The organism is Pseudomonas sp. B5(2017) (assembly GCF_002112825.1).
Classification (GTDB): Bacteria; Pseudomonadota; Gammaproteobacteria; order Pseudomonadales; family Pseudomonadaceae; genus Aquipseudomonas; species Aquipseudomonas putida_Z.
Map to the genome: position 1 here is coordinate 54,744 of NZ_NEIR01000011.1, position 23,595 is coordinate 78,338.

Annotated in this window: 24 protein-coding genes and 1 tRNA gene; 21 read left to right on the plus strand and 4 right to left on the minus strand. The window is 63.0% G+C overall.

The genetic code is table 11. From position 1 onward, the window contains the following. The first annotated feature begins 197 nt into the window (after nt 1-197). The 3 genes from rluC to sppA are packed head-to-tail and all read left to right on the plus strand — an operon-like array spanning nt 198 to nt 2,828. Nucleotides 198-1,154: a 23S rRNA pseudouridine(955/2504/2580) synthase RluC gene (rluC, locus tag CAG00_RS17505; protein ID WP_025338212.1), complete on the plus strand. Its 957-nt coding sequence runs from the start codon at nt 198-200 to the stop codon at nt 1,152-1,154. Nucleotides 1,155-1,157: 3 nt separating this feature from the next. Beyond that, nucleotides 1,158-1,832, plus strand: a complete 675-nt coding sequence (locus tag CAG00_RS17510) for an HAD family hydrolase (protein WP_085664922.1) — start codon at nt 1,158-1,160, stop codon at nt 1,830-1,832. 6 nt (nt 1,833-1,838) lie between these two features. Further along, the gene (sppA, locus tag CAG00_RS17515; protein WP_085618170.1) at nt 1,839-2,828 is read left to right on the plus strand and encodes a signal peptide peptidase SppA; all 990 of its coding nucleotides are present in this window, start codon (nt 1,839-1,841) and stop codon (nt 2,826-2,828) included. A gap of 134 nt (nt 2,829-2,962) precedes the next feature. Here sppA and CAG00_RS17520 read toward each other — a convergent pair whose 3' ends face one another. Then, on the minus strand, nt 2,963-3,541 hold the full coding sequence (locus tag CAG00_RS17520) for a nucleoside triphosphate pyrophosphatase (RefSeq protein WP_085664923.1): 579 nt from the start codon (nt 3,539-3,541) through the stop codon (nt 2,963-2,965). A gap of 96 nt (nt 3,542-3,637) precedes the next feature. Between CAG00_RS17520 and CAG00_RS17525 the strand changes: the two genes are divergently transcribed. The 17 genes from CAG00_RS17525 to CAG00_RS17610 all read left to right on the plus strand — a co-directional run bounded on the left by CAG00_RS17525 (nt 3,638) and on the right by CAG00_RS17610 (nt 18,556). Beyond that, nucleotides 3,638-4,165 carry a YceD family protein gene (locus tag CAG00_RS17525; protein ID WP_012313431.1) on the plus strand — a complete coding sequence of 176 codons (528 nt, stop codon included), beginning with the start codon at nt 3,638-3,640 and terminating at the stop codon, nt 4,163-4,165. 13 nt (nt 4,166-4,178) lie between these two features. Continuing rightward, a complete protein-coding gene (gene rpmF, locus CAG00_RS17530; protein ID WP_003247154.1) occupies nt 4,179-4,361 on the plus strand; it encodes a 50S ribosomal protein L32 in 183 nt (60 codons plus the stop codon). A 3-nt stretch (nt 4,362-4,364) separates the two neighbouring features. Further along, complete coding sequence (gene plsX, locus CAG00_RS17535; RefSeq protein WP_075044133.1) at nt 4,365-5,375, plus strand: phosphate acyltransferase PlsX; 1,011 nt, start codon at nt 4,365-4,367, stop codon at nt 5,373-5,375. Between the two features lie 253 nt (nt 5,376-5,628). Further along, nucleotides 5,629-6,567, plus strand: coding sequence for an ACP S-malonyltransferase (gene fabD, locus CAG00_RS17540; RefSeq protein WP_023661404.1), 939 nt, complete (start codon nt 5,629-5,631; stop codon nt 6,565-6,567). A gap of 15 nt (nt 6,568-6,582) precedes the next feature. After that, the gene (gene fabG / locus CAG00_RS17545) at nt 6,583-7,323 is read left to right on the plus strand and encodes a 3-oxoacyl-ACP reductase FabG (RefSeq protein WP_085664924.1); all 741 of its coding nucleotides are present in this window, start codon (nt 6,583-6,585) and stop codon (nt 7,321-7,323) included. Nucleotides 7,324-7,525: 202 nt separating this feature from the next. Then, a complete protein-coding gene (gene acpP, locus CAG00_RS17550) occupies nt 7,526-7,762 on the plus strand; it encodes an acyl carrier protein (RefSeq protein ID WP_016715141.1) in 237 nt (78 codons plus the stop codon). 188 nt (nt 7,763-7,950) lie between these two features. Then, the gene (fabF, locus tag CAG00_RS17555; RefSeq protein WP_025338216.1) at nt 7,951-9,195 is read left to right on the plus strand and encodes a beta-ketoacyl-ACP synthase II; all 1,245 of its coding nucleotides are present in this window, start codon (nt 7,951-7,953) and stop codon (nt 9,193-9,195) included. Further along, a complete protein-coding gene (gene pabC / locus CAG00_RS17560) occupies nt 9,195-10,010 on the plus strand; it encodes an aminodeoxychorismate lyase (RefSeq protein WP_085664925.1) in 816 nt (271 codons plus the stop codon). The genes fabF and pabC overlap by 1 nt, the downstream gene beginning before the upstream one ends. 4 nt (nt 10,011-10,014) lie before the next feature. Further along, nucleotides 10,015-11,247 (plus strand): endolytic transglycosylase MltG, encoded by a 1,233-nt coding sequence (gene mltG / locus CAG00_RS17565; RefSeq protein ID WP_084785081.1) that lies wholly within the window; start codon nt 10,015-10,017, stop codon nt 11,245-11,247. Between the two features lie 9 nt (nt 11,248-11,256). Next, the gene (gene tmk / locus CAG00_RS17570) at nt 11,257-11,889 is read left to right on the plus strand and encodes a dTMP kinase (RefSeq protein WP_085618179.1); all 633 of its coding nucleotides are present in this window, start codon (nt 11,257-11,259) and stop codon (nt 11,887-11,889) included. After that, on the plus strand, nt 11,882-12,868 hold the full coding sequence (locus tag CAG00_RS17575; RefSeq protein WP_085664926.1) for a DNA polymerase III subunit delta': 987 nt from the start codon (nt 11,882-11,884) through the stop codon (nt 12,866-12,868). Before tmk ends, CAG00_RS17575 begins: the two co-directional genes overlap by 8 nt. Before the next feature lie 30 nt (nt 12,869-12,898). Continuing rightward, a complete protein-coding gene (locus CAG00_RS17580) occupies nt 12,899-13,681 on the plus strand; it encodes a TatD family hydrolase (RefSeq protein WP_085664927.1) in 783 nt (260 codons plus the stop codon). Between the two features lie 1,119 nt (nt 13,682-14,800). Beyond that, a complete protein-coding gene (locus CAG00_RS17590; RefSeq protein ID WP_003260720.1) occupies nt 14,801-15,436 on the plus strand; it encodes a TetR/AcrR family transcriptional regulator in 636 nt (211 codons plus the stop codon). A 284-nt stretch (nt 15,437-15,720) separates the two neighbouring features. After that, nucleotides 15,721-16,689, plus strand: a complete 969-nt coding sequence (locus CAG00_RS17595) for a GTP 3',8-cyclase MoaA (protein ID WP_085664928.1) — start codon at nt 15,721-15,723, stop codon at nt 16,687-16,689. Nucleotides 16,690-16,755: 66 nt separating this feature from the next. After that, nucleotides 16,756-17,361: a DUF4823 domain-containing protein gene (locus tag CAG00_RS17600; protein ID WP_013971585.1), complete on the plus strand. Its 606-nt coding sequence runs from the start codon at nt 16,756-16,758 to the stop codon at nt 17,359-17,361. Between the two features lie 10 nt (nt 17,362-17,371). Beyond that, a complete protein-coding gene (locus CAG00_RS17605) occupies nt 17,372-17,932 on the plus strand; it encodes a DUF1285 domain-containing protein (protein WP_085664929.1) in 561 nt (186 codons plus the stop codon). Between the two features lie 207 nt (nt 17,933-18,139). Beyond that, the gene (locus tag CAG00_RS17610; protein WP_075044140.1) at nt 18,140-18,556 is read left to right on the plus strand and encodes a cupin domain-containing protein; all 417 of its coding nucleotides are present in this window, start codon (nt 18,140-18,142) and stop codon (nt 18,554-18,556) included. On the opposite strand, the gene CAG00_RS17615 is transcribed toward CAG00_RS17610, so the two are convergent. The 3 genes from CAG00_RS17615 to CAG00_RS17625 form a co-directional block, all read right to left on the minus strand. Continuing rightward, nucleotides 18,529-19,815 carry a cytosine deaminase gene (locus CAG00_RS17615; protein ID WP_085664930.1) on the minus strand — a complete coding sequence of 429 codons (1,287 nt, stop codon included), beginning with the start codon at nt 19,813-19,815 and terminating at the stop codon, nt 18,529-18,531. The two genes, CAG00_RS17610 and CAG00_RS17615, sit on opposite strands and share 28 nt — an antisense overlap. 114 nt (nt 19,816-19,929) lie before the next feature. Next, nucleotides 19,930-20,005 (minus strand) — tRNA-Asn (locus tag CAG00_RS17620). Nucleotides 20,006-20,067: 62 nt separating this feature from the next. Beyond that, nucleotides 20,068-21,264 (minus strand): amino acid aminotransferase, encoded by a 1,197-nt coding sequence (locus tag CAG00_RS17625; protein ID WP_085618187.1) that lies wholly within the window; start codon nt 21,262-21,264, stop codon nt 20,068-20,070. A 288-nt stretch (nt 21,265-21,552) separates the two neighbouring features. Between CAG00_RS17625 and uvrB the strand changes: the two genes are divergently transcribed. After that, nucleotides 21,553-23,568, plus strand: coding sequence for an excinuclease ABC subunit UvrB (gene uvrB, locus CAG00_RS17630; RefSeq protein WP_085618189.1), 2,016 nt, complete (start codon nt 21,553-21,555; stop codon nt 23,566-23,568). Nucleotides 23,569-23,595: the final 27 nt, after the last annotated feature.

A 23,595-nucleotide genomic window follows, 5' to 3' on the forward strand; every position in this document is an offset into this window, starting at 1 on the left:
CAGCGCTGGTGGCGATTCCAGGCAATTCGGTAAACTGGCGAAAACCCCGTAGGACGGCCTCGCGTCCTGGAGAATTGCGTTGGTCAGGGACCGGCTAGGAGCCTGGTGCCGCTGGCCTGCCGCTTTTGGCGGCGTTCGCGACTATAGCAGCAATGATTAAGTGCTTCAATTCCATAAAAAATTGTTATGATCCCGCCATGACGACCAATACCCCTCCGACTTCCGGCGTTCAGCTGATCGAAGTCGCGCCGGAGCTTGCCGGCCAACGCATCGACAATTTCCTCATCACGGCCCTCAAGGGCGTGCCCAAGACCTTGGTGTACCGCATCCTGCGCAAGGGTGAGGTACGGGTCAACAAGGGTCGCGTCAAGCCGGAGTACAAGATCCAGGCCGGCGATATCGTGCGGGTACCGCCCGTCCGCCTGCCGGAACGTGACGAACCGGCGCCGGTGGCCCAGGGTCTGCTGCAGCGCCTGGAAGCGGCCATCGTCTACGAAGACAAGGCGCTGATCGTGATGAACAAGCCGGCCGGCATCGCCGTGCATGGCGGTAGCGGCCTGAGCTTTGGCGTGATCGAGGCGCTGCGCCAGTTGCGCCCGGACGCCAAGGAACTGGAACTGGTGCACCGCCTGGACCGCGATACCTCCGGCCTGCTGATGATCGCCAAGAAGCGCAGCATGCTGCGTCACCTGCACGCCGCGCTGCGCGGCGACGGTGTCGACAAGCGCTACATGGCGCTGGTGCGCGGCCACTGGCCGACCTCGAAGAAGCAGGTCAACGCGCCGTTGCTCAAGAGCAACCTGCGCTCCGGCGAGCGCATGGTCGAGGTGAACGACGAGGGCAAGGAGGCGCTGACCCTGTTCCGTGTGCTGCGTCGCTTCGGCGAGTTCGCCACCATTGTCGAGGCACGCCCGATCACCGGTCGTACCCACCAGATCCGTGTGCACACCCTGCATGCCGGGCATATGATCGCTGGCGACAGCAAGTACGGCGACGAAGACTTCAGTCGTGAAATTCGTGACTTGGGCGGCAAGCGTCTGTTCCTGCATGCTTATGCGCTGACCGTACCGCTGCCGGACGGTGGCGAGCTGAAGCTCGAGGCGCCAGTGGATGAAGTCTGGGCGAAAACCGTTGAACGTCTGAGTGCGTCCTGACCTATGAAAAAAGGCTATGAGCTACTGATCTTCGACTGGGACGGCACGCTGGCCGACTCGATCGGGCGTATCGTCGAAGCCATGAACGCCGCCGCCGAGCGTGCCGGTGAGGCGCAAAGCAGCGAGGAGGCGGTCAAGGGCATTATCGGCCTGGCCCTGGGCGAGGCGATCCACACCCTGTACCCGCACCTGGCGCCTGCTCAGGTCGAAAGCTTCCGTCAGCACTATGCCGATATCTACATGGCCCTGGACCAGCAGCCCTCGCCACTGTTCGAGGGTGTGGTCGAGTCGCTGGATGCCTTCCGTGCCGAGGGGTACCGCCTGGCCGTGGCCACCGGCAAGGCGCGTCGCGGCCTGGACCGGGTGCTCAAGGCCAATGGCTGGGAGCAGTTCTTCGACATCACTCGCGCCGCCGACGAGACCCGCGGCAAGCCGCACCCGCTGATGCTCGAGGAAATTCTCGGCCATTGCGGTGTCGAACCGGGGTGTGCGCTGATGGTTGGCGATTCGGCATTCGACCTGCAGATGGCCAGCAATGCCGGCATGCACTCGGTGGCCGTGGGCTATGGTGCCATGTCGCTGCAGGCGCTGGCCGAGTTTGGTCCGCAGGTGTGCATCGATCATTTTTCCCAGTTGCGTGAGTGGCTGGGTGGTTCCGCAATTCCATTTCCAAGGTAGGTAAGCATGGCAGACGAATGGAAAGCCCCCGAGGCCGAACCCGAGGAGCGCGAAGAGCGCAAGAGCTGGAAGCTGCTGGAAAAGACCCTGCTGGCAGGTGTTCAGGAGCAGCGCCGGGCGCGACGCTGGGGGATCTTCTTCAAGTTGCTGGCCTTCGTCTACCTGTTCGGCATCCTGATCCTGTTCACACCGTTGATGGACATGGACAAGGCCGCGTCGCGCAGTGTCAGCCATACCGCGCTGGTCGAGGTGCGCGGGGTGATTGCCGACCAGGAGCCGGCCAGCGCCGACAATATCGTCAAGAGCCTGCGCGAGGCGTTCAAGGACAGCAAGACCAAGGCTGTGGTGATGCGCATCAACAGCCCGGGAGGCAGCCCGGTGCAGTCGGGTTACGTGTATGACGAAATCCGCCGTCTGCGGGCCGAATACCCGGCCATCAAGCTGTACGCGGTCATCGCCGATCTTGGCGCTTCCGGTGCCTACTACATCGCCAGTGCAGCGGACGAGATCTATGCCGACAAGGCCAGCCTGGTGGGCTCGATTGGTGTGACGGCGGCCGGTTATGGATTTGTCGGCACCATGGAGAAGCTGGGTGTGGAGCGGCGTACCTACACTGCAGGCGAGCACAAGGCCTTCCTCGATCCGTTCTCGCCGCAGAAGCCGGAAGAGACCGAGTTCTGGCAGGGCGTGCTGAATACCACGCACCAGCAGTTCATTGCCATGGTCAAGCAGGGGCGGGGCGAACGCCTGAAGGACAAGGAGCATCCGGAGCTGTTCAGTGGCCTGGTCTGGTCGGGCGAGCAGGCCAAGGAGTTGGGCCTGGTGGACGGGCTGGGCAGTGCCAGCTATGTGGCGCGCGAGATCGTGGGCGAGAAGGAGTTGGTGGACTTCACCGTGCAGGAGTCGGCGCTCGATCGCTTCTCCAAGCGTGTGGGGGCCAGTGTGGCTGAGCGCCTGGCGATGTGGATGGGCTTCCAGGGGCCGCAGTTGCGCTGATCCGGGTTGCCGGGGGCGCTTTGCGCCCCTTCGCGGGCATGCCCGCTCCCACACTGCTCGCGCAAAGCCCGCAGGTTGCACACGCCTGTGGGAGCGGGCGTGACCGCGAAGGGCCGCAGCGCGGCCCCAAAATTTCAGGGAATCACCACCCCTTCCTTGGTCAACATATCCACCAATCTAATCAGTGGTAGCCCGATCAGGCTGGTCGCATCGCACCCATGTGTGCTCTGAAACAAACTCACCCCCAGCCCCTCGGCCTTGAAGCTGCCGGCGCAGTCCAGCGGCTGTTCCGCCGCCACATAGCGTTCCACTCGCTCCCGGTCCAGTTCGCGCAGGTTCACGGTAAACGGCACGCAGTCCACCTGGCAGTGCCCGGTGGCGCTGTTCAGCAATGCCAGCCCGGTCAGGAAGCTCACCTGCTGCCCGCTGCACTCCAGAAGCTGCTCGCAGGCCCGTTCGAAGGTGTGCGGCTTGCCCAGTACCTGCTCGCCCAGCACCGCAACCTGGTCCGAACCGATGATCAGATGCCCCGGGTGGCTGCCCGCCAGGGCCTCGGCTTTTTGCCTGGCCAGCCGGCGCACCAGCTCCACCGCCGGTTCGTCATCCAGGCGCCGCTCGTCTATATCGGGGCTTGCCCAGGTGAAGGGCAGGCGCAGGCGCGCAAGCAGTTCGCGGCGGTAGGCAGAGCTGGAAGCCAGTAACAGAGGAAGCATGGTAGACTCCTGAATCAGTTGAACAAATTCTATCACGCACGATGCCGCCGAATTTCCTTTGACAGGGGCGGGGGGCATCCCTAGAATGCTGCGCCTATGTTGAATGACCCGATTCCACCTCACGTTGACCCGCGCAAATTAGCCGATCGTGGCGTAACCCTTAACGGTTCGCTGCAACTCGCTGATTTGGAAAGACTCTGCGACCCGCTTTCCGACAATGTCGGTACGGTGCAGGCGAAGTTCGATTTTGAACGAGATGAACAGCACGTGGTGGTTATCCACAGCGAGCTGGACGTCGAAGTCAAGATGGTTTGCCAGCGTTGTCTTGAGCTGGTCACCCTGCCGATCCACAGCGAATGTACATACGCCGTGGTGAAGGAGGGTGCGAATACCCAGTCGTTGCCGAAAGGCTATGACGTGCTGGAACTGGGCGAAGATCCTTTGGATCTGCAGGCATTGATCGAGGAGGAGCTTCTGCTCGCCTTGCCAATCGTGCCTGCTCATCATCCGGAAGAATGCCAGCAGCCGGCGGGCGCAGACGAGCCCGAATCGAGCAAGGACGAGGTATCGCGGTCCAACCCGTTCAGTGTTTTGGCGCAGTTAAAGCGTGACCCAAACGTTTAGGAGTTAATCAATTATGGCTGTTCAGCAGAACAAAAAATCCCGCTCTGCCCGTGACATGCGCCGTTCGCACGACGCCCTGTCGGAAAACGCGCTGTCGGTAGAGAAAACCACCGGTGAAGTACACCTGCGTCACCACGTATCGCCAGAAGGCGTATACCGTGGTCGCAAAGTGGTCGACAAGGGCGCTGACGAGTAATCCTTGTCCGCTCAGATCATCGCGATCGACGCAATGGGCGGGGACTTCGGTCCCCGCAGCATTGTCCAGGCTAGCATTGCCTGCCTTTCGGCTACCCCCTCGCTGCACCTGACCCTCGTCGGTCAACCCTCCCTCCTTGAAGATCTTGTCAGCGGCCTTGCGGCTGCGGATCGCGCGCGCCTGCAAATCGTGGCCGCCAGCGAGGTGGTCGGCATGGACGAGCGGCCATCCCAGGCGCTGCGCGGCAAGCCGGATTCGTCGATGCGCATCGCCCTCGAACTGGTGCGCGACGGCAAGGCTCAGGCCTGCGTCAGCGCCGGCAATACCGGGGCGCTGATGGCGCTTTCGCGTTTCGTGCTCAAGACACTGCCGGGTATCGACCGGCCGGCCATGGTGGCGGCGATCCCGACCCAGACCGGTTACTGCCAGTTGCTCGACCTTGGCGCCAACGTCGACTGCAGCGCCGAGAACCTCTACCAGTTCGCCGTGATGGGCTCGGTGGCCGCCCAGGCCCTGGGTGTGCAGCGGCCGCGCGTGGCGCTGCTTAACATCGGTACCGAAGACATCAAGGGCAACCAGCAGGTCAAACTGGCGGCCAGCTTGTTGCAGAACGCCCGCGGGCTCAACTACATAGGCTTCGTCGAAGGTGACGGGTTGTATCGTGGCGAAGCCGATGTGGTGGTGTGTGACGGGTTCGTCGGCAACATCCTGCTCAAGTCGAGTGAGGGGCTGGCGACGATGATCGGCGCGCGCATCGAGCAGTTGTTCAAGGGTGGCGTGTTGTCGCGGGCAGCCGGGGCCGTGGCCATGCCGCTGCTCAAGCGCCTGCAGGCCGACCTGGCACCGGCGCGGCACAATGGCGCGAGTTTCCTGGGGTTGCAGGGCATCGTCATCAAGAGCCATGGCTCGGCGGGGGTGCAGGGCTTCCAGAGTGCCATCCAGCGGGCGTTGATCGAGATCCAGGAAAACCTGCCGCAGCGCTTGCATGGGCGGCTCGAGGACCTGCTGTTGTAGCCAGTGCCGGCCCTTTCGCGGGTAAACCCGCTCCCACAGGTGCTCCACAACCTTCAGGTCTGTGGTAACCCTGTGGGAGCGGGTTTACCCGCGAAAGGGCCGGTGCTGAAGGAATAAAGACCTTAGGCATATCGCCGATGAAGTGCTTAAATGTGACCGCTTGGTCTGCGTATCCATCCAAGCTTTCAGATTCCGCGCCTGGCCCAAAGCCCGGCGCACCCTATCCGACGACAAGATCATAAGGGCTTGTTCAATGTCTGCATCTCTCGCATTCGTCTTTCCCGGTCAAGGTTCCCAGTCGCTGGGCATGCTCGCCGAGCTCGGCGCCGAGAAGCCAGTGATCATCGAAACCTTCAAGGAAGCGTCCGAGGCACTTGGTTACGACCTGTGGAAGCTGGTCCAGGAAGGCCCGGAAGAACAACTCAACCAGACCGACAAGACCCAGCCAGCCATCCTCACCGCGTCCATCGCGCTGTGGCGCCTGTGGCTGGAAGAGGGCGGTGCCAGGCCGGCATTCGTCTCCGGTCACAGCCTGGGTGAATACAGCGCCCTGGTTGCCGCCGGCAGCCTGAGCCTGAAAGATGCCGTGCGCCTGGTCGAGCGCCGTGGCCAGCTGATGCAGGAAGCCGTGCCGGCCGGTCATGGCGCCATGGCCGCCATTCTCGGCCTGGATGACGCCGTGGTCGTGGAAATCTGCGCCGAAGCGGCCGAAGACCAGGTGGTCAGCGCGGTCAACTTCAACTCGCCAGGCCAGGTGGTCATCGCCGGCAACAAGGCCGCCGTCGATCGCGCCATCGAGCTGTGCAAGGCCAAGGGTGCCAAGCGCGCCCTGCCGCTGGCGGTCAGCGTGCCGTCGCACTGCGCGCTGATGAAGCCGGCTGCCGAGCGCTTTGCCGAGTCGGTCAACGCCATCGAGTGGCATGCCCCGCAAATTCCCGTGGTGCAGAACGTCACCGCTGCCGTTGCCGCTGACCTCGATGCCCTCAAGCACGACCTGCTGGCGCAGCTGTACCAGCCAGTGCGCTGGGTCGAATGCGTGCAGACCCTGGCCGCCAACGGTGCGGTCAACCTGGTCGAGTGCGGCCCGGGCAAGGTCCTGGCCGGCCTGAACAAGCGTTGCGCCGATGGCGTGACCACCTACAACCTCAATACCCCTGACGCCGTCGCCGCCACCCGCGCGGCACTGGCCTGATTTGGAGAAGCTTGCATGAGCCTGCAAGGTAAAGTTGCACTGGTCACCGGCGCCAGCCGTGGCATTGGCCAGGCCATCGCCCTCGAGCTGGGCCGCCAGGGCGCGACCGTGATCGGCACCGCCACTTCGGCCTCCGGCGCCGAGCGCATTGCTGCCACCCTGAAAGAACACGGCATCACCGGTACCGGCATGGAACTGAACGTGACCAGCGCCGAATCGGTTGAAGCTGTGCTGGCCGCCATCGGCGAGCAGTTCGGCGCACCGACCATCCTGGTCAACAACGCCGGTATCACCCGTGACAACCTCATGCTGCGCATGAAGGACGACGAGTGGTTCGACGTGATCGATACCAACCTGAACAGCCTCTACCGTCTGTCCAAGGGCGTGCTGCGTGGCATGACCAAGGCACGTTGGGGCCGTATCATCAGCATCGGCTCGGTCGTCGGTGCCATGGGCAACGCCGGCCAGGCCAACTACGCGGCCGCCAAGGCCGGCCTGGAAGGCTTCAGCCGCGCCCTGGCGCGTGAAGTGGGCTCGCGTGGCATCACCGTCAACTCGGTGACTCCGGGCTTCATCGACACCGACATGACCCGCGAGCTGCCAGAAGCGCAGCGCGAAGCCCTGCAGACCCAGATCCCGCTGGGCCGCCTGGGCCAGGCAGACGAAATCGCCAAGGTGGTTTCGTTCCTGGCATCCGACGGCGCAGCCTACGTAACCGGCGCCACCGTGCCGGTCAACGGCGGGATGTACATGTAACACTGCAACTCAATGTGACGGATTTCGTAAAAAAAGAGTCATACTGCGAGCCTAAAATCCGTTATAAAGCTGCAACCAGATTCCAGGCAGCGGGTGTGGTGACTGGTGTGAAGGTGCGTTTAGCTTGAAAAGCGAACGTCTTTCTATAAAATTAGCCACCGGCCAGCTGCCTGACATATATCCATTAGGAGTAAACCTAGGTATGAGCAACATCGAAGAACGCGTCAAGAAAATCGTCGCCGAGCAACTGGGCGTCAAGGAAGAGGAAGTGACTCTCGAGAAGTCCTTCGTCGATGACCTGGGTGCCGATTCGCTTGACACCGTTGAGCTGGTGATGGCTCTGGAAGAGGAATTCGAGACCGAAATCCCTGACGAAGAAGCCGAGAAGATCACTACCGTTCAAGCTGCTGTAGACTACGTCAAAGCCCACCAGGCCTAAGACGCTGTAGTCGACGCTTCTTGTCGGGAAAAACCGCACTGCCTTTGCCGGCGTGCGGTTTTTTCTTTGCGAGCACCCTGCGTTTTGCAGATCGGGCTCGTTCACCGGGTACCAAGAGCTTGTTGCCATTTCATTCCATTGCTTGAATGCAATGGCAAGAAACTCTGTCATTAGAAAAGGAGAGTACTGTGTCGCGTAGACGCGTCGTGGTCACCGGTATGGGTATGCTGTCGCCACTGGGTACTGATGTACCGAGCACCTGGCAGGGCATTCTGGCTGGCCGCAGTGGCATCGGTCCGATCGAACACACGGACCTGTCTGCCTACTCCACCCGTTTTGGCGGCTCGGTGAAAGGCTTCGAGGTCGAGCAATACCTGTCGGCCAAAGAGGCTCGCAAGCTCGACCTGTTCATCCAGTACGGCCTGGCGGCCGGGTTCCAGGCAGTGCGTAATGCCGGCCTGGAAGTCACCGACGCCAACCGCCAGCGTATTGGCGTGGCCATGGGCTCGGGTATCGGCGGCCTGACCAACATCGAAGAAACCAGCCGCACCCTGCACGATTCGGGGCCGCGTCGCATTTCGCCGTTCTTCGTGCCAGGCTCGATCATCAACATGATCTCCGGCTTCCTGTCGATCCACCTGGGGCTGCAAGGGCCGAACTACGCCATCGCCACCGCGTGCACCACTGGTACCCACTGCATCGGCATGGCCGCGCGCAACATCGCCTACGGTGAAGCCGATGTGATGATCGCCGGCGGCGCCGAAATGGCCGCCTGCGGCCTGGGCATGGGCGGCTTCGGTGCCTCCCGTGCACTGTCCACTCGCAACGACGAGCCGACCCGGGCCAGCCGCCCGTGGGACAAGGGCCGTGACGGCTTCGTGCTGTCCGACGGTGCCGGTGCCCTGGTGCTCGAAGAACTGGAGCACGCCAAGGCCCGCGGCGCGACCATCTATGCCGAGCTGGTCGGCTTCGGCATGAGCGGTGACGCCTACCACATGACTTCGCCACCCGACACCGGCGAAGGCGCTGCCCGTTGCATGGCCAACGCCTTGCGCGATGCCGGCATCCAACCGGAAGAGGTCAGTTACATCAACGCCCATGGCACCTCGACCCCTGCTGGCGACGTGGCCGAAGTGGCGGCGATCAAGCGCGTCTTCGGTGAGCATGCCTACAAGCTGGCGGTCAGCTCGACCAAGTCGATGACCGGCCACCTGTTGGGCGCCGCCGGTGCCGTAGAAGCGATCTTCAGCGTGCTGGCAATCAACAGCCAGATGGCTCCGCCCACCATCAACCTGGACGAGCCGGACGAAGGCTGTGACCTCGATTTCGTACCGCACCAGGCGCGCAGCATGCCGATCGATGTGGTGCTGTCCAACTCGTTCGGCTTTGGCGGCACCAACGGTTCGCTGGTATTCCGCCGGTTCGCCGATTGATGCAAAGCTGGATCGATGGCCAGCCGGCGGCTGCAGTCAACCTGCAGAACCGCGGCCTGGCCTACGGCGATGGGCTGTTCGAGACCATCGCCGTGCGCGGCGGCCGGCCCAGCCTGCTGGACGGCCACCTCGCACGCCTGGCGCTGGGCTGCCAGCGCCTGGCAATCAGTGCCGACCTGGCGCTGGTGCGCGACGAACTCCTGCGCTATGCCAGCCAGCTCGGTGATGGCGTAGCCAAACTCATCCTTACTCGTGGTGACAGCCAGCGCGGTTACGCACCGGTTGCCGGTGCCGCGCCGCGCCGTATTCTGCAGGGCAGCCCGTTGCCCAGCTATCCTGTCGAACATGCCGAGCACGGCGTGCGCCTGTTCCCGTGCCAGACCCGGCTTGGGGAACAACCGCTGCTGGCCGGCCTCAAACACCTCAACCGCCTGGAGCAGGTGCTGGCCCGTGCCGAATGGCAGGACAGCGAACATGCCGAAGGCCTGATGCGTGATGGGCAGGGCAGGGTGATCGAAGGGGTGTACAGCAATCTGTTCCTGGTGCGCGATGGCGTGCTGTTCACGGCCGACCTCAGCCGCTGTGGCGTCGCTGGCGTGATGCGGGCCGCGTTGCTGGAACAAGCAGCGCTGCTCGGCATCCCGGTGCAGGTCTGCGACCTGCCGTTCGACGCGCTGGAGCAGGCAGATGAAGTATTTGTCTGCAACAGCGTCTACGGTGTCTGGCCCGTGCGGGGCGTTGCCGCGCTAAACTGGTCGCCGGGCCCGCTCACCCGTAAACTGCAGGCCGTTGCCCGTACGTTACTGGAAACCTGAATTCGTGAGACGTAAATTCCTGCTGCTGCTGGAAATGGGCTTGATCCTCGCCGGCCTTGCCGTGGGCTGGTCGGCCTGGAAGGTCAACTCGGTCCTGGAGCAGCCCCTGCACGTGACGCAGGAGCGCCTGCTCGACGTGCCCAATGGCACCACCCCCAATCGCATGTTCTATCGCATGCAGAACGAAGGGTTGCTCGACGACGCCGTCTGGTTGCGTCTGTACTGGCGCTTCAACATGGCCGGCACCCCGCTGCACACTGGCGAGTACCGCCTGACCCCCGGCATGACCGTGGAGCAGCTGTTCGATGCCTGGCGTCGGGCCGACGTGGTGCAGTACAACCTGACCCTGGTCGAAGGCTGGACCTTCCGCCAGGTGCGTTCGGCCGTGGCCAAGCATGAAAAGATCAAGCATACGCTGGATGGGCTGTCGGATTCGGAAGTGATGGACAAGCTCGGCCATACCGGTGTGTTCCCCGAGGGGCGCTTCTTCCCGGACACCTACCGCTTCGTGCGTGGCATGAGCGACGTCGAGTTGCTGCAGCAGGCCTACATGCGCCTGGACGAAGTGCTGGCCAAGGAGTGGGCCGAGCGCACCACCGACCTGCCATACCGTGACCCGTACCAGGCGCTGATCATGGCCTCGCTGGTAGAGAAGGAGACCGGCATTCCCCAGGAGCGCGGGCAGATCGCCGGCGTTTTCGTGCGGCGCCTGCGCCTGGGCATGATGCTGCAGACCGACCCTACCGTGATCTACGGCATGGGTGAGCGCTACAACGGCAAGATCACCCGCGCCGACCTGCGCGAGCCGACGCCTTACAACACCTACACCATCACCGGCCTGCCGCCGACCCCGATCGCCATGGTCGGTCGCGAAGCGATTCACGCGGCGCTCAACCCGTCCGATGGCACCAGCCTGTACTTCGTCGCCCGTGGCGATGGCAGCCACGTGTTTTCCGACGACCTCGACGACCACAACTCGGCGGTGCGCGAGTTCCAGCTCAAGCGCCGTGCGGACTACCGCTCCAGCCCCGCGCCGCAATCGCAGCCAGAGCCGCAGCCGCAGCCGCAGCCGCAACCACAACCCCAACCACAACCAAGTACCGACGAGGCCGAACAGCCCCAGGCGCCTGCCGACGAGTCTACCGCGCAGCCAGCGCCCGACCAGCCGCCTGTGCAGGACGCCCCTGCCGGCGGCGCGCAAGCGGCCGAACGGCCGATGCCTGACGAACAACATTAAGGACTGCCTGTGAGCGGCTTGTTTATTACTTTGGAAGGCCCCGAAGGCGCGGGCAAGAGCACCAACCGCGACTACCTGGCTGCGCGCCTTTGCGAGCAGGGCCTGGACGTGGTGCTGACCCGTGAGCCCGGCGGCACGCCGCTGGCCGAAAAGGTGCGCGAGCTGCTGCTGGCGCCCAGCGATGAAAGCATGGCGGCCGACACAGAACTGTTGCTGGTATTCGCTGCGCGTGCCCAGCACCTGGCGCAGGTGATCCGGCCGGCGCTGGCCCGCGGGGCGGTTGTCTTGTGTGACAGGTTTACCGATGCCACTTACGCCTACCAGGGCGGCGGGCGCGGTTTGTCGGTCGAGCGGATCGCCACCCTGGAGCAGTTCGTCCAGGGCGACCTGCGCCCGGACCTGACCCTGGTCTTCGACCTGCCGGTCGAAGTGGGCCTGGCCCGCGCCGCCGCCCGTGGCCGCCTGGACCGTTTCGAGCAGGAAGGCCAGGCGTTCTTCGAAGCGGTGCGTCAGGCCTACCTGCAGCGCGCCAACCGCGAACCACAGCGCTATAGCCTGCTCGATGCCGCCCAGCCTCTGGAGGCCGTGCAGCGCGCCATTGATTCACTGCTGCCAGGCATCCTGGAGCGTTGCCGTGGCTGAGGCCTATCCCTGGCAGCAGGCCCTCTGGCAGCAACTGGCCGGCCGCAGCCAGCACGCTCACGCCTACCTGCTGCATGGGCCGCAGGGCATCGGCAAGCGGGCCCTGGCCGAGCGCCTGATGGCCCGCCTGCTGTGCCAGCAGCCCCAGGGACTGGAGGCCTGTGGCGGGTGCAAGTCATGCTTGCTGCTCAAGGCTGGTAGCCACCCGGACAACTTCGTCCTCGAGCCCGAAGAGGCCGATAAGCCGATCAAGGTCGACCAGGTGCGCGAGTTGGTGGCCTTCGTGGTGCAGACCGCGCAGTTGGGTGGGCGCAAGGTGGTACTGATCGAGCCGGTGGAAGCGATGAACGTCAACGCCTCCAACGCCCTGCTCAAAAGCCTCGAAGAACCCTCCGGCGATACCGTGTTGCTGCTGGTAACCCACCAGCCCAGCCGCCTGTTGCCGACCATCAAGAGCCGGTGCCAGCAGGTCGCCTGCCCGCAGCCCAGCCTGGCCCAGAGCCAGGCCTGGCTGGCCGGCGCGCTGCCTGACAGTGACGAGGCCGAGCGCGACGAGTTGCTGACCCTGGCTGCCGGTTCGCCGCTGATGGCGGTCAGCCTGCAGGCGCAAGGCGTGCGCGAGCAGCGCGCGCTGGTCACCGACGGGGTGAAGAAGCTGCTCAAGCAGCAGCAATCGCCCAGTCAGCTGGCCGATGCCTGGAACGGTGTACCGCTGTTGCTGCTGTTCGACTGGTTCTGCGATTGGGCGCACTTGATCCTGCGCTACCAATTGACCCTGGACGAGGAGGGGCTAGGCTTGGCCGATATGCGCAAGGTGGTGCAGTACCTGGCGCAGAAGAGCCGCCAGGCCAAGGTGCTGGAGGTGCAGGCGTGGATCCTGGAACAGCGCCAGAAGGTGCTGGGCAAGGCCAACCTCAACCGCGCCCTGCTGCTTGAATCGCTGCTGGCCCACTGGCTGCAGTTGCCGGGCGCCCGCTGATTTTCATTTTTTCATGTGTGCCGTTATCCCATGCTCGTAGATTCCCATTGCCATCTCGACCGTCTAGACCTGAGCGCCCACCAGGGCTCCCTCGATGCTGCCCTGCAGGCGGCGCGTGAGCGCGGGGTCGGGCATTTCCTGTGTATTGGCGTCAGTGCCGAGAATGCTGGTGCGGTGAAGGCGCTGAGCGAGCGCTACGCCGATGTCGATTGCTCGGTGGGCGTGCACCCGCTGGACCTGGCGCCGGGCGAAACGCCGGCGCTGGAATGGCTGCTGCGCGAGCTGGCTCACCCGCATGTGGTGGCGATTGGTGAAACCGGGCTGGATTACCACTACGAGCCGGAAGCAGCCGAGTTGCAGCAAGCCTCGTTCCGCCTGCACCTGGAGGCTTCGCGGCAGACCGGCAAGCCGGTGATCGTGCATACCCGTGCGGCGCGTGCCGATACCCTGGCGCTGCTGCGCGAGGCCAACCTGCAGCAGGCTGGCGTGCTGCACTGCTTCACCGAAGACTGGGACATGGCCAAGGCGGCGCTGGACCTGGGGTATTACATTTCGTTGTCTGGCATCGTTACCTTCCGCAATGCCGATGCCCTGCGTGAAGTGGCGCGGCAGGTGCCGGTCGATCGTTTGCTGGTGGAGACGGATTCGCCGTACCTGGCGCCGATCCCGCATCGGGGCAAGCCGAATTTGCCGCAGTACGTGCGTGAGGTGGCGGAGTACGTGGCTTCGTTGCGCGGGGCCAGTTATGAGCAGTTGGCAGAACAGACCACTGCCAACTTCAAGCGCTTGTTCCCGTTGGCGCGGGTGGCCTGACAGCAACTCTTCATAATACAAAGCCTGAGCGCTCTTGCTCTTGCTCTTGCTCTTGCTTCAGCTTTTGCTTTTAAGCGCGCGATAGTTCAGGCGCCGCCGATTGCGACTTCAGGAGGCCGAGCGAAGGGATTGCGGAGGGAGGTGACGGACATGGATGCCCGTCAAGCGCTGAGGCCCCATGGATGGGGCCTGCAGCGCGTCCTCCCGGGAGCAGGCCCGTAGCGAGGGGACCCCGGAGCGCAGCGCAGGGGCCGGATGATGGGAGCCGACGGTTTTTGGTTCCTTTTTGCCACGACAAAAAGGGACCCGCCGTAAGGGCGGAAAGGTGACTTTGCGCCACCATTGCGAATGAATGCCTACTCGATGTGAATGCCCGCATCCAAAAAGCAAAAAGCAAAAAGCAAAAAGCTTAAGCGACGGTTTTGATATGGCGAACAGTCCGTTTGCGATGGCGACGCTGACTCACCTTTTCGCCCTTACGGCGAGTCACTTTTTGCCAAACGCGGCAAAAAGTAACCAAAAAACGCTGCGCTCCCATCATCCGGCCCCTGCGCTGCGCTCCGGGGTTCCCTCACTCCGGCCTTGCTCCCGGGAGTACGCGCTGCAGGCCCCATCCATGGGGCCTCAGCGCTTGACGGGCATCCATGCCCGTTACCTCCCTCCGCAAGACCTGCGTTCGGCCTCCTGAAGTCGCGAAGATCAAGATCAAAAGCAAGATCAAAAGCCAGAGCAAGATCAAAAGCCAGAGCAAGATCAAAAGCTCAGCACGAGCCTCGCGTGGGCGGCCCGTCACGTAAGCAAAAAAAACCCGGGTTCTGGGGGGGGAATCCGGGTTAAGACCATTAGGAGTAAAACAAAGGTACGCGGTCCCTGAGCACCTTTATCGGCGCGCCACTTGGGGGGGATGCGCCGCGCCAACACTTCAAGTATTGGTCAGCTTTGGCGCAGTGCCAGTGCATATTGATCGTTTTTTAAACAGATTTGGAATACGCCAACGTTTCATTCCTCCCGCAGCGCATGGCCGTAAGCATCATGAAACACAGACATGCTAGGATGATCCGTGCAATTTCCCGCAAGTTAGGCATAATAAACCGCTTCGATTGTCATCCAGTCCTTCCTATGCAGAAAGAACCTCGTAAGGTCCGTGAGTTTCGCCGTCGCGAACAGGAAATCCTCGACACCGCGCTCAAACTGTTTCTCGAACAGGGTGAAGACAGCGTCACTGTCGAGATGATCGCTGACGCCGTGGGCATCGGCAAAGGCACGATCTACAAGCACTTCAAGTCCAAGGCGGAGATCTACCTGCGCCTGATGCTCGACTACGAGCGCGACCTGAACGCGCTGTTGCATTCGGCCGACGTCGATCGCGACAAGGAAGCCCTGTCGCGAGCCTACTTCGAGTTCCGCATGCGCGATCCGCAGCGTTACCGGCTGTTCGACCGCCTGGAAGAAAAGGTGGTCAAGGGCAACCAGGTACCGGAAATGGTCGAACAGCTGCACAGCATCCGTGCCTCCAACTTCGACCGCCTGACCCAGCTGATCAAGGGCCGTATCAGCGAAGGCAAGCTCGAAGACGTGCCGCCGTATTTCCATTATTGCGCCGCCTGGGCGCTGGTGCACGGCGCCGTGGCGCTGTACCACTCGCCGTTCTGGAGCAATGTGCTGGAGGACCAGGAAGGCTTCTTCCAGTTCTTGATGGACATTGGCGTGCGCATGGGCAACAAGCGCAAGCGCGATCCCGAACCTTCTAACTGAGATAGTGCAGGCTTTCCCTGAAGCCTGCCAGTCAGCGTTATTGGGGCCGCTTTGCGGCCATCGCAGGCAAGCCAACTCCCACATGTACAGCGCAGATCTCGAGTTTTGCGCGATCCTGTGGGAGCTGGCTTGCCTGCGATGGGCTGCGCAGCAGCCCCATGACTGACATGCCTGCTTCCACAACAGCACGGCGACACCGACAGCGGCAAAAAGGATAGGGCTTGCAAAAACCTGATTTATAAGTCAGGTTTTGCCAGCCCCCATCATCCATGCCGGAGTCATTCATGATCGTCGATCGTCAAGGCAGGCGTTTTCGCAACCTGCGCGTCAGCCTGACGGCTGCCTGTAATTATGCCTGCACCTACTGCGTGCCAGACGGCAAGCGCCTGGTCGCAGCACAGGACGAACTACCGGCGGATGCCCTGGCCCGTGGCGTGGCCTACCTGATCGAAGCCGCCGGCATCGAACGCTTGCGCATCACCGGCGGTGAGCCATTGGTCAGTCCGCGTCTGGATGCCTTTCTGGCCGCCGTGGCCAAGCTCGACCTTGACGATATCTCGCTGACTACCAATGGCCAGCTGCTGACGCGCAAGTTGCCCCAGTTGCAGGCGGCAGGTATCCGCCGATTGAACGTTTCCCTCGACACCCTCGACCCACATGCCTTCCGCCGTATCGCCCGGGGCGGCGACCTGGCCAGCGTGCTGGCGGGTATGCAGCAGGCCAGCGCCATGGGCATGCAGATCAAGGTGAACATGGTGCCGATGCGCGGGCACAACCTCGATCAGGTGCTGCCGCTGCTGGATTACTGCCTTGAGCGTGGCTTCGAACTGCGCTTCATCGAGCTCATGCGCATGGGCCATCTGGCCCGTGACCACAATGCCTTCCTGCAGCAGTTCGTCGGCCTCGATCAACTGCTCGCACTGATCGCTGGCAAGCATGCCTACGTTCAGGTCGACGCGCCGCTGGATGCCACCGCCTTGCGTTATCAGGTACCCGGCAAAGGCCACTTTGGCGTGATCGCCAACGAAAGCGTACCGTTCTGCCGCACCTGTTCGCGGCTGCGCCTGTCCTCCACGGGCTGGCTGCACGGCTGCCTGTCGTCGGGCAATCGCCATTTCGTCGGCGATCTGCTGGAAAAGCCGCGGCATCAGGCGCTGCCAGCCCTGCAGCGCTTGCTGGTCAAGGCCTTGGCAGACAAGCAGGACCTGGCGTTTTCCGGCGATGTGATGGTGATGAAGGTGATCGGTGGCTGAAGCTGGCGCAAAAGCTGCATCCGCCGGCTATTCGCCGGTTTTTCGTCGCCGGCCACTGGAGGAAAGATGCGTAGCCTGGTTTTGCTGCTGGCGCTGATGGCGCTGGGCGGTTGCATGAATGTCAGCGATATGGGCGAGGGCGTCCGTTACCACATGAGCGATGCCGGTCTGCTGGACCACAGCGATACCCGGCGCACCCTGTCGATCCGCCTGCAGCCCGATTCGTTCATCTTCATCGGCCAGGGCGCGTTCGTGCCACCGGGCAAGGGGCCGGTGCCGCGGCAGAACGCGGTGGCCGAGCAGGCCTACAAGAGCTTCGTCGAGTATTTCCCGCTGGTACGCCGCGCCCAAGGGCCACTGGGCCTGGAAGAGGCCATCGCCCAGGCCCGTTCGGTGGGTGCCGACTACGTGCTGTACACCCGCTTCGCGCGCACCGACGACCGTATCGGCAATGGCGACGAGTGGTATGACGAACAAGCGGTCGACCGCCTGGGCTGGGACACCGGCGTGGTGCAGATGATGCTCATCGAAACCAGCACCCGTTACCTGATCGACACTGCGCGTATCAAGAGCCGTGGCGGTTTGTTGACGTTCCACGATAAAACCCCGGAGGATTTGCTTGGCGCGCCGATGCGCGAGTACGCTCGTAGCCTTCTGGGTGTGAGTGAATGAGGCAAGCGTGATGAGCGATTCCGGCAAGGCCAATGATCTTCTGGCGCAGATTCCCAAGGCCAAGGGCCTGCCGCCGGTGCATCTGTGGAACCCGGATTTCTGCGGTGACATCGACATGCGCATCGCCCGTGATGGCACCTGGTACTACCTGGGTACGCCGATCGGTCGCAAGCCGATGGTACGGCTGTTTTCCACCATCATCCGCCGCGATGGCGATGACTACTTCCTGATTACCCCGGTAGAGAAGGTGGGCATCCGCGTCGACGATGCGCCGTTCGTGGCCGTGGCGCTGGACGTGGAAGGTGAGGGTGAGCTGCAGGTGCTGCGCTTCACCAGCAATGTCGAGGACCAGGTCGAAGCCGGGCCGGCCAACCCGCTGCGCGTGGTGATCGACCCCGTCACGCAGGAGCCATCGCCGTATGTGCTGATGCGCAGCAATCTCGAGGCGCTGATTCATCGCAATGTGTTCTACCAGTTAGTAGAGCTGGCGGTGCCGCGTGAGATCGACGGGGAAGAGTGGCTTGGGGTCTGGAGCCACGGTGAGTTTTATCCGATTGGGCGTAGCAGCTGAGATATCTGGTGCCTGCACTGGCCTTTTCGCGGGCTCGCCCGCTCCCACAGGGTTCTCTACAGGCTTCAAGGGTGTGGGAGTGGGCAAGCCCGCGAAGAGGTCGGCACAGGCAATAATCGGCCTCTTGGTTTTTCCCCGAATTGGTCATTTGTCTCTCTGCCCCACAGGCCTAACCTGCAGGCAATTGCCATCCAGGAGAAGCCCCCCATGAAACCCTTTAGCATCATCCTTTTCGCCCTGTTCGCCGCTCAAACCCCTGCCTGGGCGCACGGCGACGCTGCCGACCAGGTCAAGGTCCTGCAGCAGCAACAACCCTCGAACGCCCCTGGCAAGAGCGCCGTGATGCTCACCGTCAGCTACGCCCCCGGCCAGGCATCACCCGCGCATCAGCACCCGGGCGCAGTGATGGCCTACGTGCTGGAAGGGGCAGTGGTATCGAAGCTCGATAACGAGCCGGAGAAAACCTACAAGGCCGGTGAATACTGGTACGAAGCCCCGGGTACCGTGCACAGCGTGTCACGCAACGCCAGTCAGAAGCAGTCAGCCAAGTTGCTGGTCTGGAGCCTGGTGGATGAAGGCAGTGCGGTCACATTGCCCTATCCGGCAGCAGGCTCGGAGCGCTGAGCCTGCCCCAGCCGGGTTGTCACTTCCTGCATCAGGTTCGGGTCCAGTACCTGGCAAGGCGCGACCTGCGCGTTGCTGGTGTAGAACGGCGGCAGATTTTGCGCCAGTCGAGCAACGTCCTTGGCAGTGCAGCCTGTTGGCAGCAATACATATTGCAGGCTGGAGGGGAAGGACGGCGCGGTGTACCGTTCCAGGGTGGAGCCATAGGCGCCAAGGGTCATGACCGCCTCGCTGCCGGCCGGGTCCGGAAAACGGAGCAGGACGAATGTGCAGTAACGGGGGTGGGTGAGATGCTGGTGTGCTTCGTCGCGGACCTGTGGGTCGTCATGGTTCATCAGGTTCCAGCGCAATGCGGCGTAGCTGCGAGTGGTCTCCATGAACGCAGTGCGAATGGGGGAGCGCGTTTCGTCACCGCCCAGGCAGGCCAGCAGATTGCCGAATGGGTCCAGCAAGGCTACGGCGTTGCACGTATCTGCCGCGAGCGCTGTGTCGACCAATGGCTCGGCCAGTTCGATGCCGGGCAGGCGAGGGTCTGCACTTTTGATGCGCAGGCTCCATGGGCTCAAGCCCGCCAGGGCCTGGCGTACCAAGCTCCGGCTGGGTAGGGCGATAGGGTCTTTCAGGGCAGATGGCGGCAGGCCGGCGTTGCTGCTTTCGTCGTGCACATGGTTCACGCTGGCTTCGAACAACGAACGGGTAAGGCACATCGTTGCGGCATCGATACGTTCGCCAGCGTAGATCGGCCCTTGCGCCGGCCCGACATAGTCGCGATCAAAAGGGCTGCCGACAGCATAGTAGCCCCATGTGGCTTGCACGCGCAGACGAAGTGCGGCCGGCAGGCTGGGGAATTCGAAGCGGCCGTCATGATTGATGCCGGCAAAGGTGTCGAGCGCACTTACCGCAACATTGAAGCCGGCAGTCAGCAAGGCACCTGCGCACATGGCGCAGGGGTCGAGCGTGGTGATGACGGTCAGTTCATGCGCGGGGGGTAGGGCAAGGCGCTGCTGGTTGTCGAAATACCAGTCGACCAGCCGGCGCTCACCATGCCCCGTTGGGTCGTGAAGCCTGAATGCGGGTTGCGCCTGGCTGGCAGAGGGCTCCAGCACGCGGTTGTGCAGGGCGACCAGTACCTTGCCAGTAGCATTTTCGATGATGCAGCCACCCACGGCGAACGTTGCTTGTCGGCTTGCCAAGAGGGCCTGGTTGGCGGCGATTGCTACCGCTTGCTGAGCGTTCTGAGTGAAGTAGTTGGCTTTCATGCTTGCCTGTGCTCGTCGAGGGATCTCGGACGATACAGCAGCCGTACGCTGGCATGAGGGGATAAGTGCAACAAAAAACCTCCAGTGCTTGCGCATCTGGAGGTTTTCAATGTTTGGCTCCGCGACCTGGACTCGAACCAGGGACCCAATGATTAACAGTCATTTGCTCTACCGACTGAGCTATCGCGGAATCTGTGCGTATCTTACTGATTGCCTAGGGGAAGTCAAGCCACCCCTAGGCAAAACAATGAGTTACAGCACCTGCACGATAGCTTTGGTCACCACGTGGATGTTGCTCTGGTTCAGCGCGGCCACGGCGATGCGGCCGGTGTCCAGCGCATAGATGCCGAACTCGTTCTTCAGGCGGGCGACCTGTTCGACGGTCAGGCCCGAGTACGAGAACATGCCAACCTGGCGGCCAACGAAGCTGAAGTCGCGGTTGGCGCCATATTCGGCCAGCAGCGAAACCATCTGCTTGCGCATGCCGTGGATGCGCTCGCGCATTTCGGCCAGCTCGGTTTCCCACATCTGGCGCAGTTCGGCGCTGTTCAGCACGGTGGCAACGATGGTTGCACCGTGGGTCGGCGGGTTGGAGTAGGTGGTGCGGATCACGCGCTTGACCTGCGACAGCACGCGGGTGCTCTCGTCCTTGGAGGCGGTGACGATCGACAGCGCACCGACGCGCTCGCCGTACAGCGAGAACGACTTGGAGAACGAGCTGGACACGAAGAACTCCAGGCCCGACTCGGCGAACAGGCGCACGGCGAAGGCGTCTTCGGCGATGCCGTCACCGAAGCCTTGGTAGGCCATGTCGAGGAACGGCACGTGGCCCTTGGCCTTGACCACTTCCAGGACGTTTTTCCAGTCGTCCAGGCTCAGGTCGACGCCAGTCGGGTTGTGGCAGCAGGCGTGCAGCACCACGATCGAGCCGGACGGCAGGTTGTTCAGGTCTTCGAGCATGCCGGCGCGGTTGACGTCGTTGGTCGGCGCGTCGTAGTAGCGGTAGTTCTGCACCGGGAAGCCGGCCGATTCGAACAGCGCGCGGTGGTTTTCCCAGCTCGGGTCGCTGATGGCAACCACGGCGTCAGGCGACACACGCTTGAGGAAGTCGGCACCAATCTTCAGCGCGCCGGTACCGCCGACGGCCTGCACGGTAACCACGCGGCCGGCGGCCAGCAGTGGCGACTCGGCACCGAACAGCAGCTTTTGTACAGCCTGGTCGTAGGTGGCGATGCCGTCGATCGGCAGGTAGCCGCGCGAGGCGTGCTGGGCGGCACGCTGGGTCTCGGCTTCGATCACGGCGCGCAGCAGCGGAATGCGGCCTTCCTCATTGCAGTACACGCCCACGCCCAGGTTGACCTTGTCGGTACGTGGGTCGGCGTTGAATGCTTCGTTGAGGCCCAGAATAGGGTCGCGGGGTGCCAGCTCGACAGCGGAAAACAGGCTCATTGTTACCTTGGCTCTGATTGGAGTGTGATAGGACGTACACGCTCCAGCCCGAATGCACTGAAGCGGTGCACAAACGGGGAGTCAGTATAGTGATACCGACCGGTCACCGCGACAGTCCGGCACCGCTTTTCCGGTCATTTGCGCAAATATTTTTCGACCATTGGTCTAATTGCCGGGTCCACCGTAACAAGCGCTCACAGCTGTGCCTTGAAAGCGCCCCCCGGCGGGCGCATTTGGGTATAGACTACTGGCTAAATTTACAGTTGCTGCAACACCGCGAGGTCCGTCATGTCCGAGTTCCAGCTCGTCACCCGTTTCCAGCCTGCCGGCGATCAGCCCGAGGCCATTCGCCAGATGGTCGAAGGCATCGAGGCGGGGCTGTCGCACCAGACGCTGCTCGGGGTGACCGGCTCGGGCAAGACCTTCAGCATCGCCAACGTCATTCAGCAGGTGCAGCGCCCGACCCTGGTGCTGGCGCCGAACAAGACCCTGGCCGCGCAGCTGTATGGCGAATTCAAGGCGTTCTTCCCCAACAATGCGGTGGAGTACTTCGTTTCCTACTACGACTACTACCAGCCTGAAGCCTACGTACCGTCGTCCGACACCTTCATCGAGAAGGACGCTTCGATCAACGACCACATCGAGCAGATGCGCCTGTCGGCGACCAAGGCATTGCTGGAGCGGCGTGACGCGATCATCGTCACCACCGTGTCGTGCATCTACGGCCTGGGCAGCCCCGAGACCTACCTGAAAATGGTCCTGCACGTGGACCGCGGCGACAAGCTCGACCAGCGCGCGCTGCTGCGCCGCCTGGCCGACCTGCAATACACCCGCAACGAGATGGACTTTGCCCGCGCCACCTTCCGCGTGCGCGGCGATGTGATCGACATCTTCCCGGCCGAATCGGACCTCGAGGCCATCCGCATCGAACTGTTCGATGACGAGGTGGAGAACATCGCCGCCTTCGACCCGCTGACTGGCGAGGTCTTCCGCAAGCTGCCGCGTTTCACCTTCTACCCCAAGAGCCACTACGTCACCCCGCGGGAAACCCTGCTGGAGGCGGTGGAAGGCATCAAGGAAGAGCTCAAGGACCGCCTGGAGTACCTGCAGAAGGCCAACAAGCTGGTCGAGGCCCAGCGCCTGGAGCAACGCACCCGCTTCGATCTGGAGATGATCCTGGAGCTGGGCTACTGCAACGGCATCGAGAACTACTCGCGCTACCTGTCCGGGCGCCCGGCCGGGGCGCCGCCGCCCACCCTGTACGACTACCTGCCGCCCGATGCGCTGCTGGTGATCGACGAATCCCACGTCAGCGTTCCGCAAGTCGGCGCCATGTACAAGGGCGACCGCTCGCGCAAGGAAACCCTCGTCGAATATGGCTTCCGCCTGCCTTCGGCGCTGGACAACCGGCCGATGCGTTTTGACGAGTGGGAAGATGTCAGCCCGCAGACCATCTTCGTGTCCGCCACCCCGGGCCCCTACGAGGGCGAGCACGCCGGGCGTGTGGTGGAGCAGGTGGTGCGCCCCACCGGCCTGGTCGACCCACAGGTGGAAGTACGCCCGGCGCTTACCCAGGTGGATGACCTGCTGTCGGAAATCCGCAAGCGCGTGGCACAGGGCGAGCGGGTGCTGGCCACCACGCTGACCAAGCGCATGGCCGAAGACCTCACCGACTACCTGGCCGACCACGACGTGCGGGTGCGTTACCTGCACTCGGACATCGACACCGTCGAGCGGGTGGAGATCATCCGCGACCTGCGCCTGGGTACCTTCGACGTGCTGGTGGGCATCAACCTGCTGCGTGAGGGCCTGGACATGCCCGAGGTGTCGCTGGTGGCGATCCTCGATGCCGACAAGGAAGGTTTCCTGCGCTCCGAGCGCTCACTGATCCAGACCATCGGCCGTGCTGCGCGTAACCTCAATGGCCGGGCCATCCTGTATGCCGACAACATCACCGGTTCCATGCAGCGCGCCATCGACGAGACCGAGCGTCGTCGCGAGAAGCAGATCGCCTTCAACCAGGCCAATGGCATCGTGCCCAAAGGCGTGGTCAAGGACATCACCGATATCATGGAAGGCGCCACCGTGCCCGGCGCGCGCAGCAAGAAGCGCAAGGGCATGGCCAAGGCAGCGGAGGAGAGCGCCCGTTACGAGGCCGAGCTGCGCACGCCGGGCGAGATCACCAAGCGCATCAAGCAGCTGGAAGAGAAGATGATGCAGTTCGCCCGCGATCTGGAGTTCGAGGCCGCGGCGCAATTGCGCGACGAGATTGCCCAGCTGCGCGAGCGGTTGATTACCAGCTGATTTTTTTACTGCCTGCACTGGCCTCTT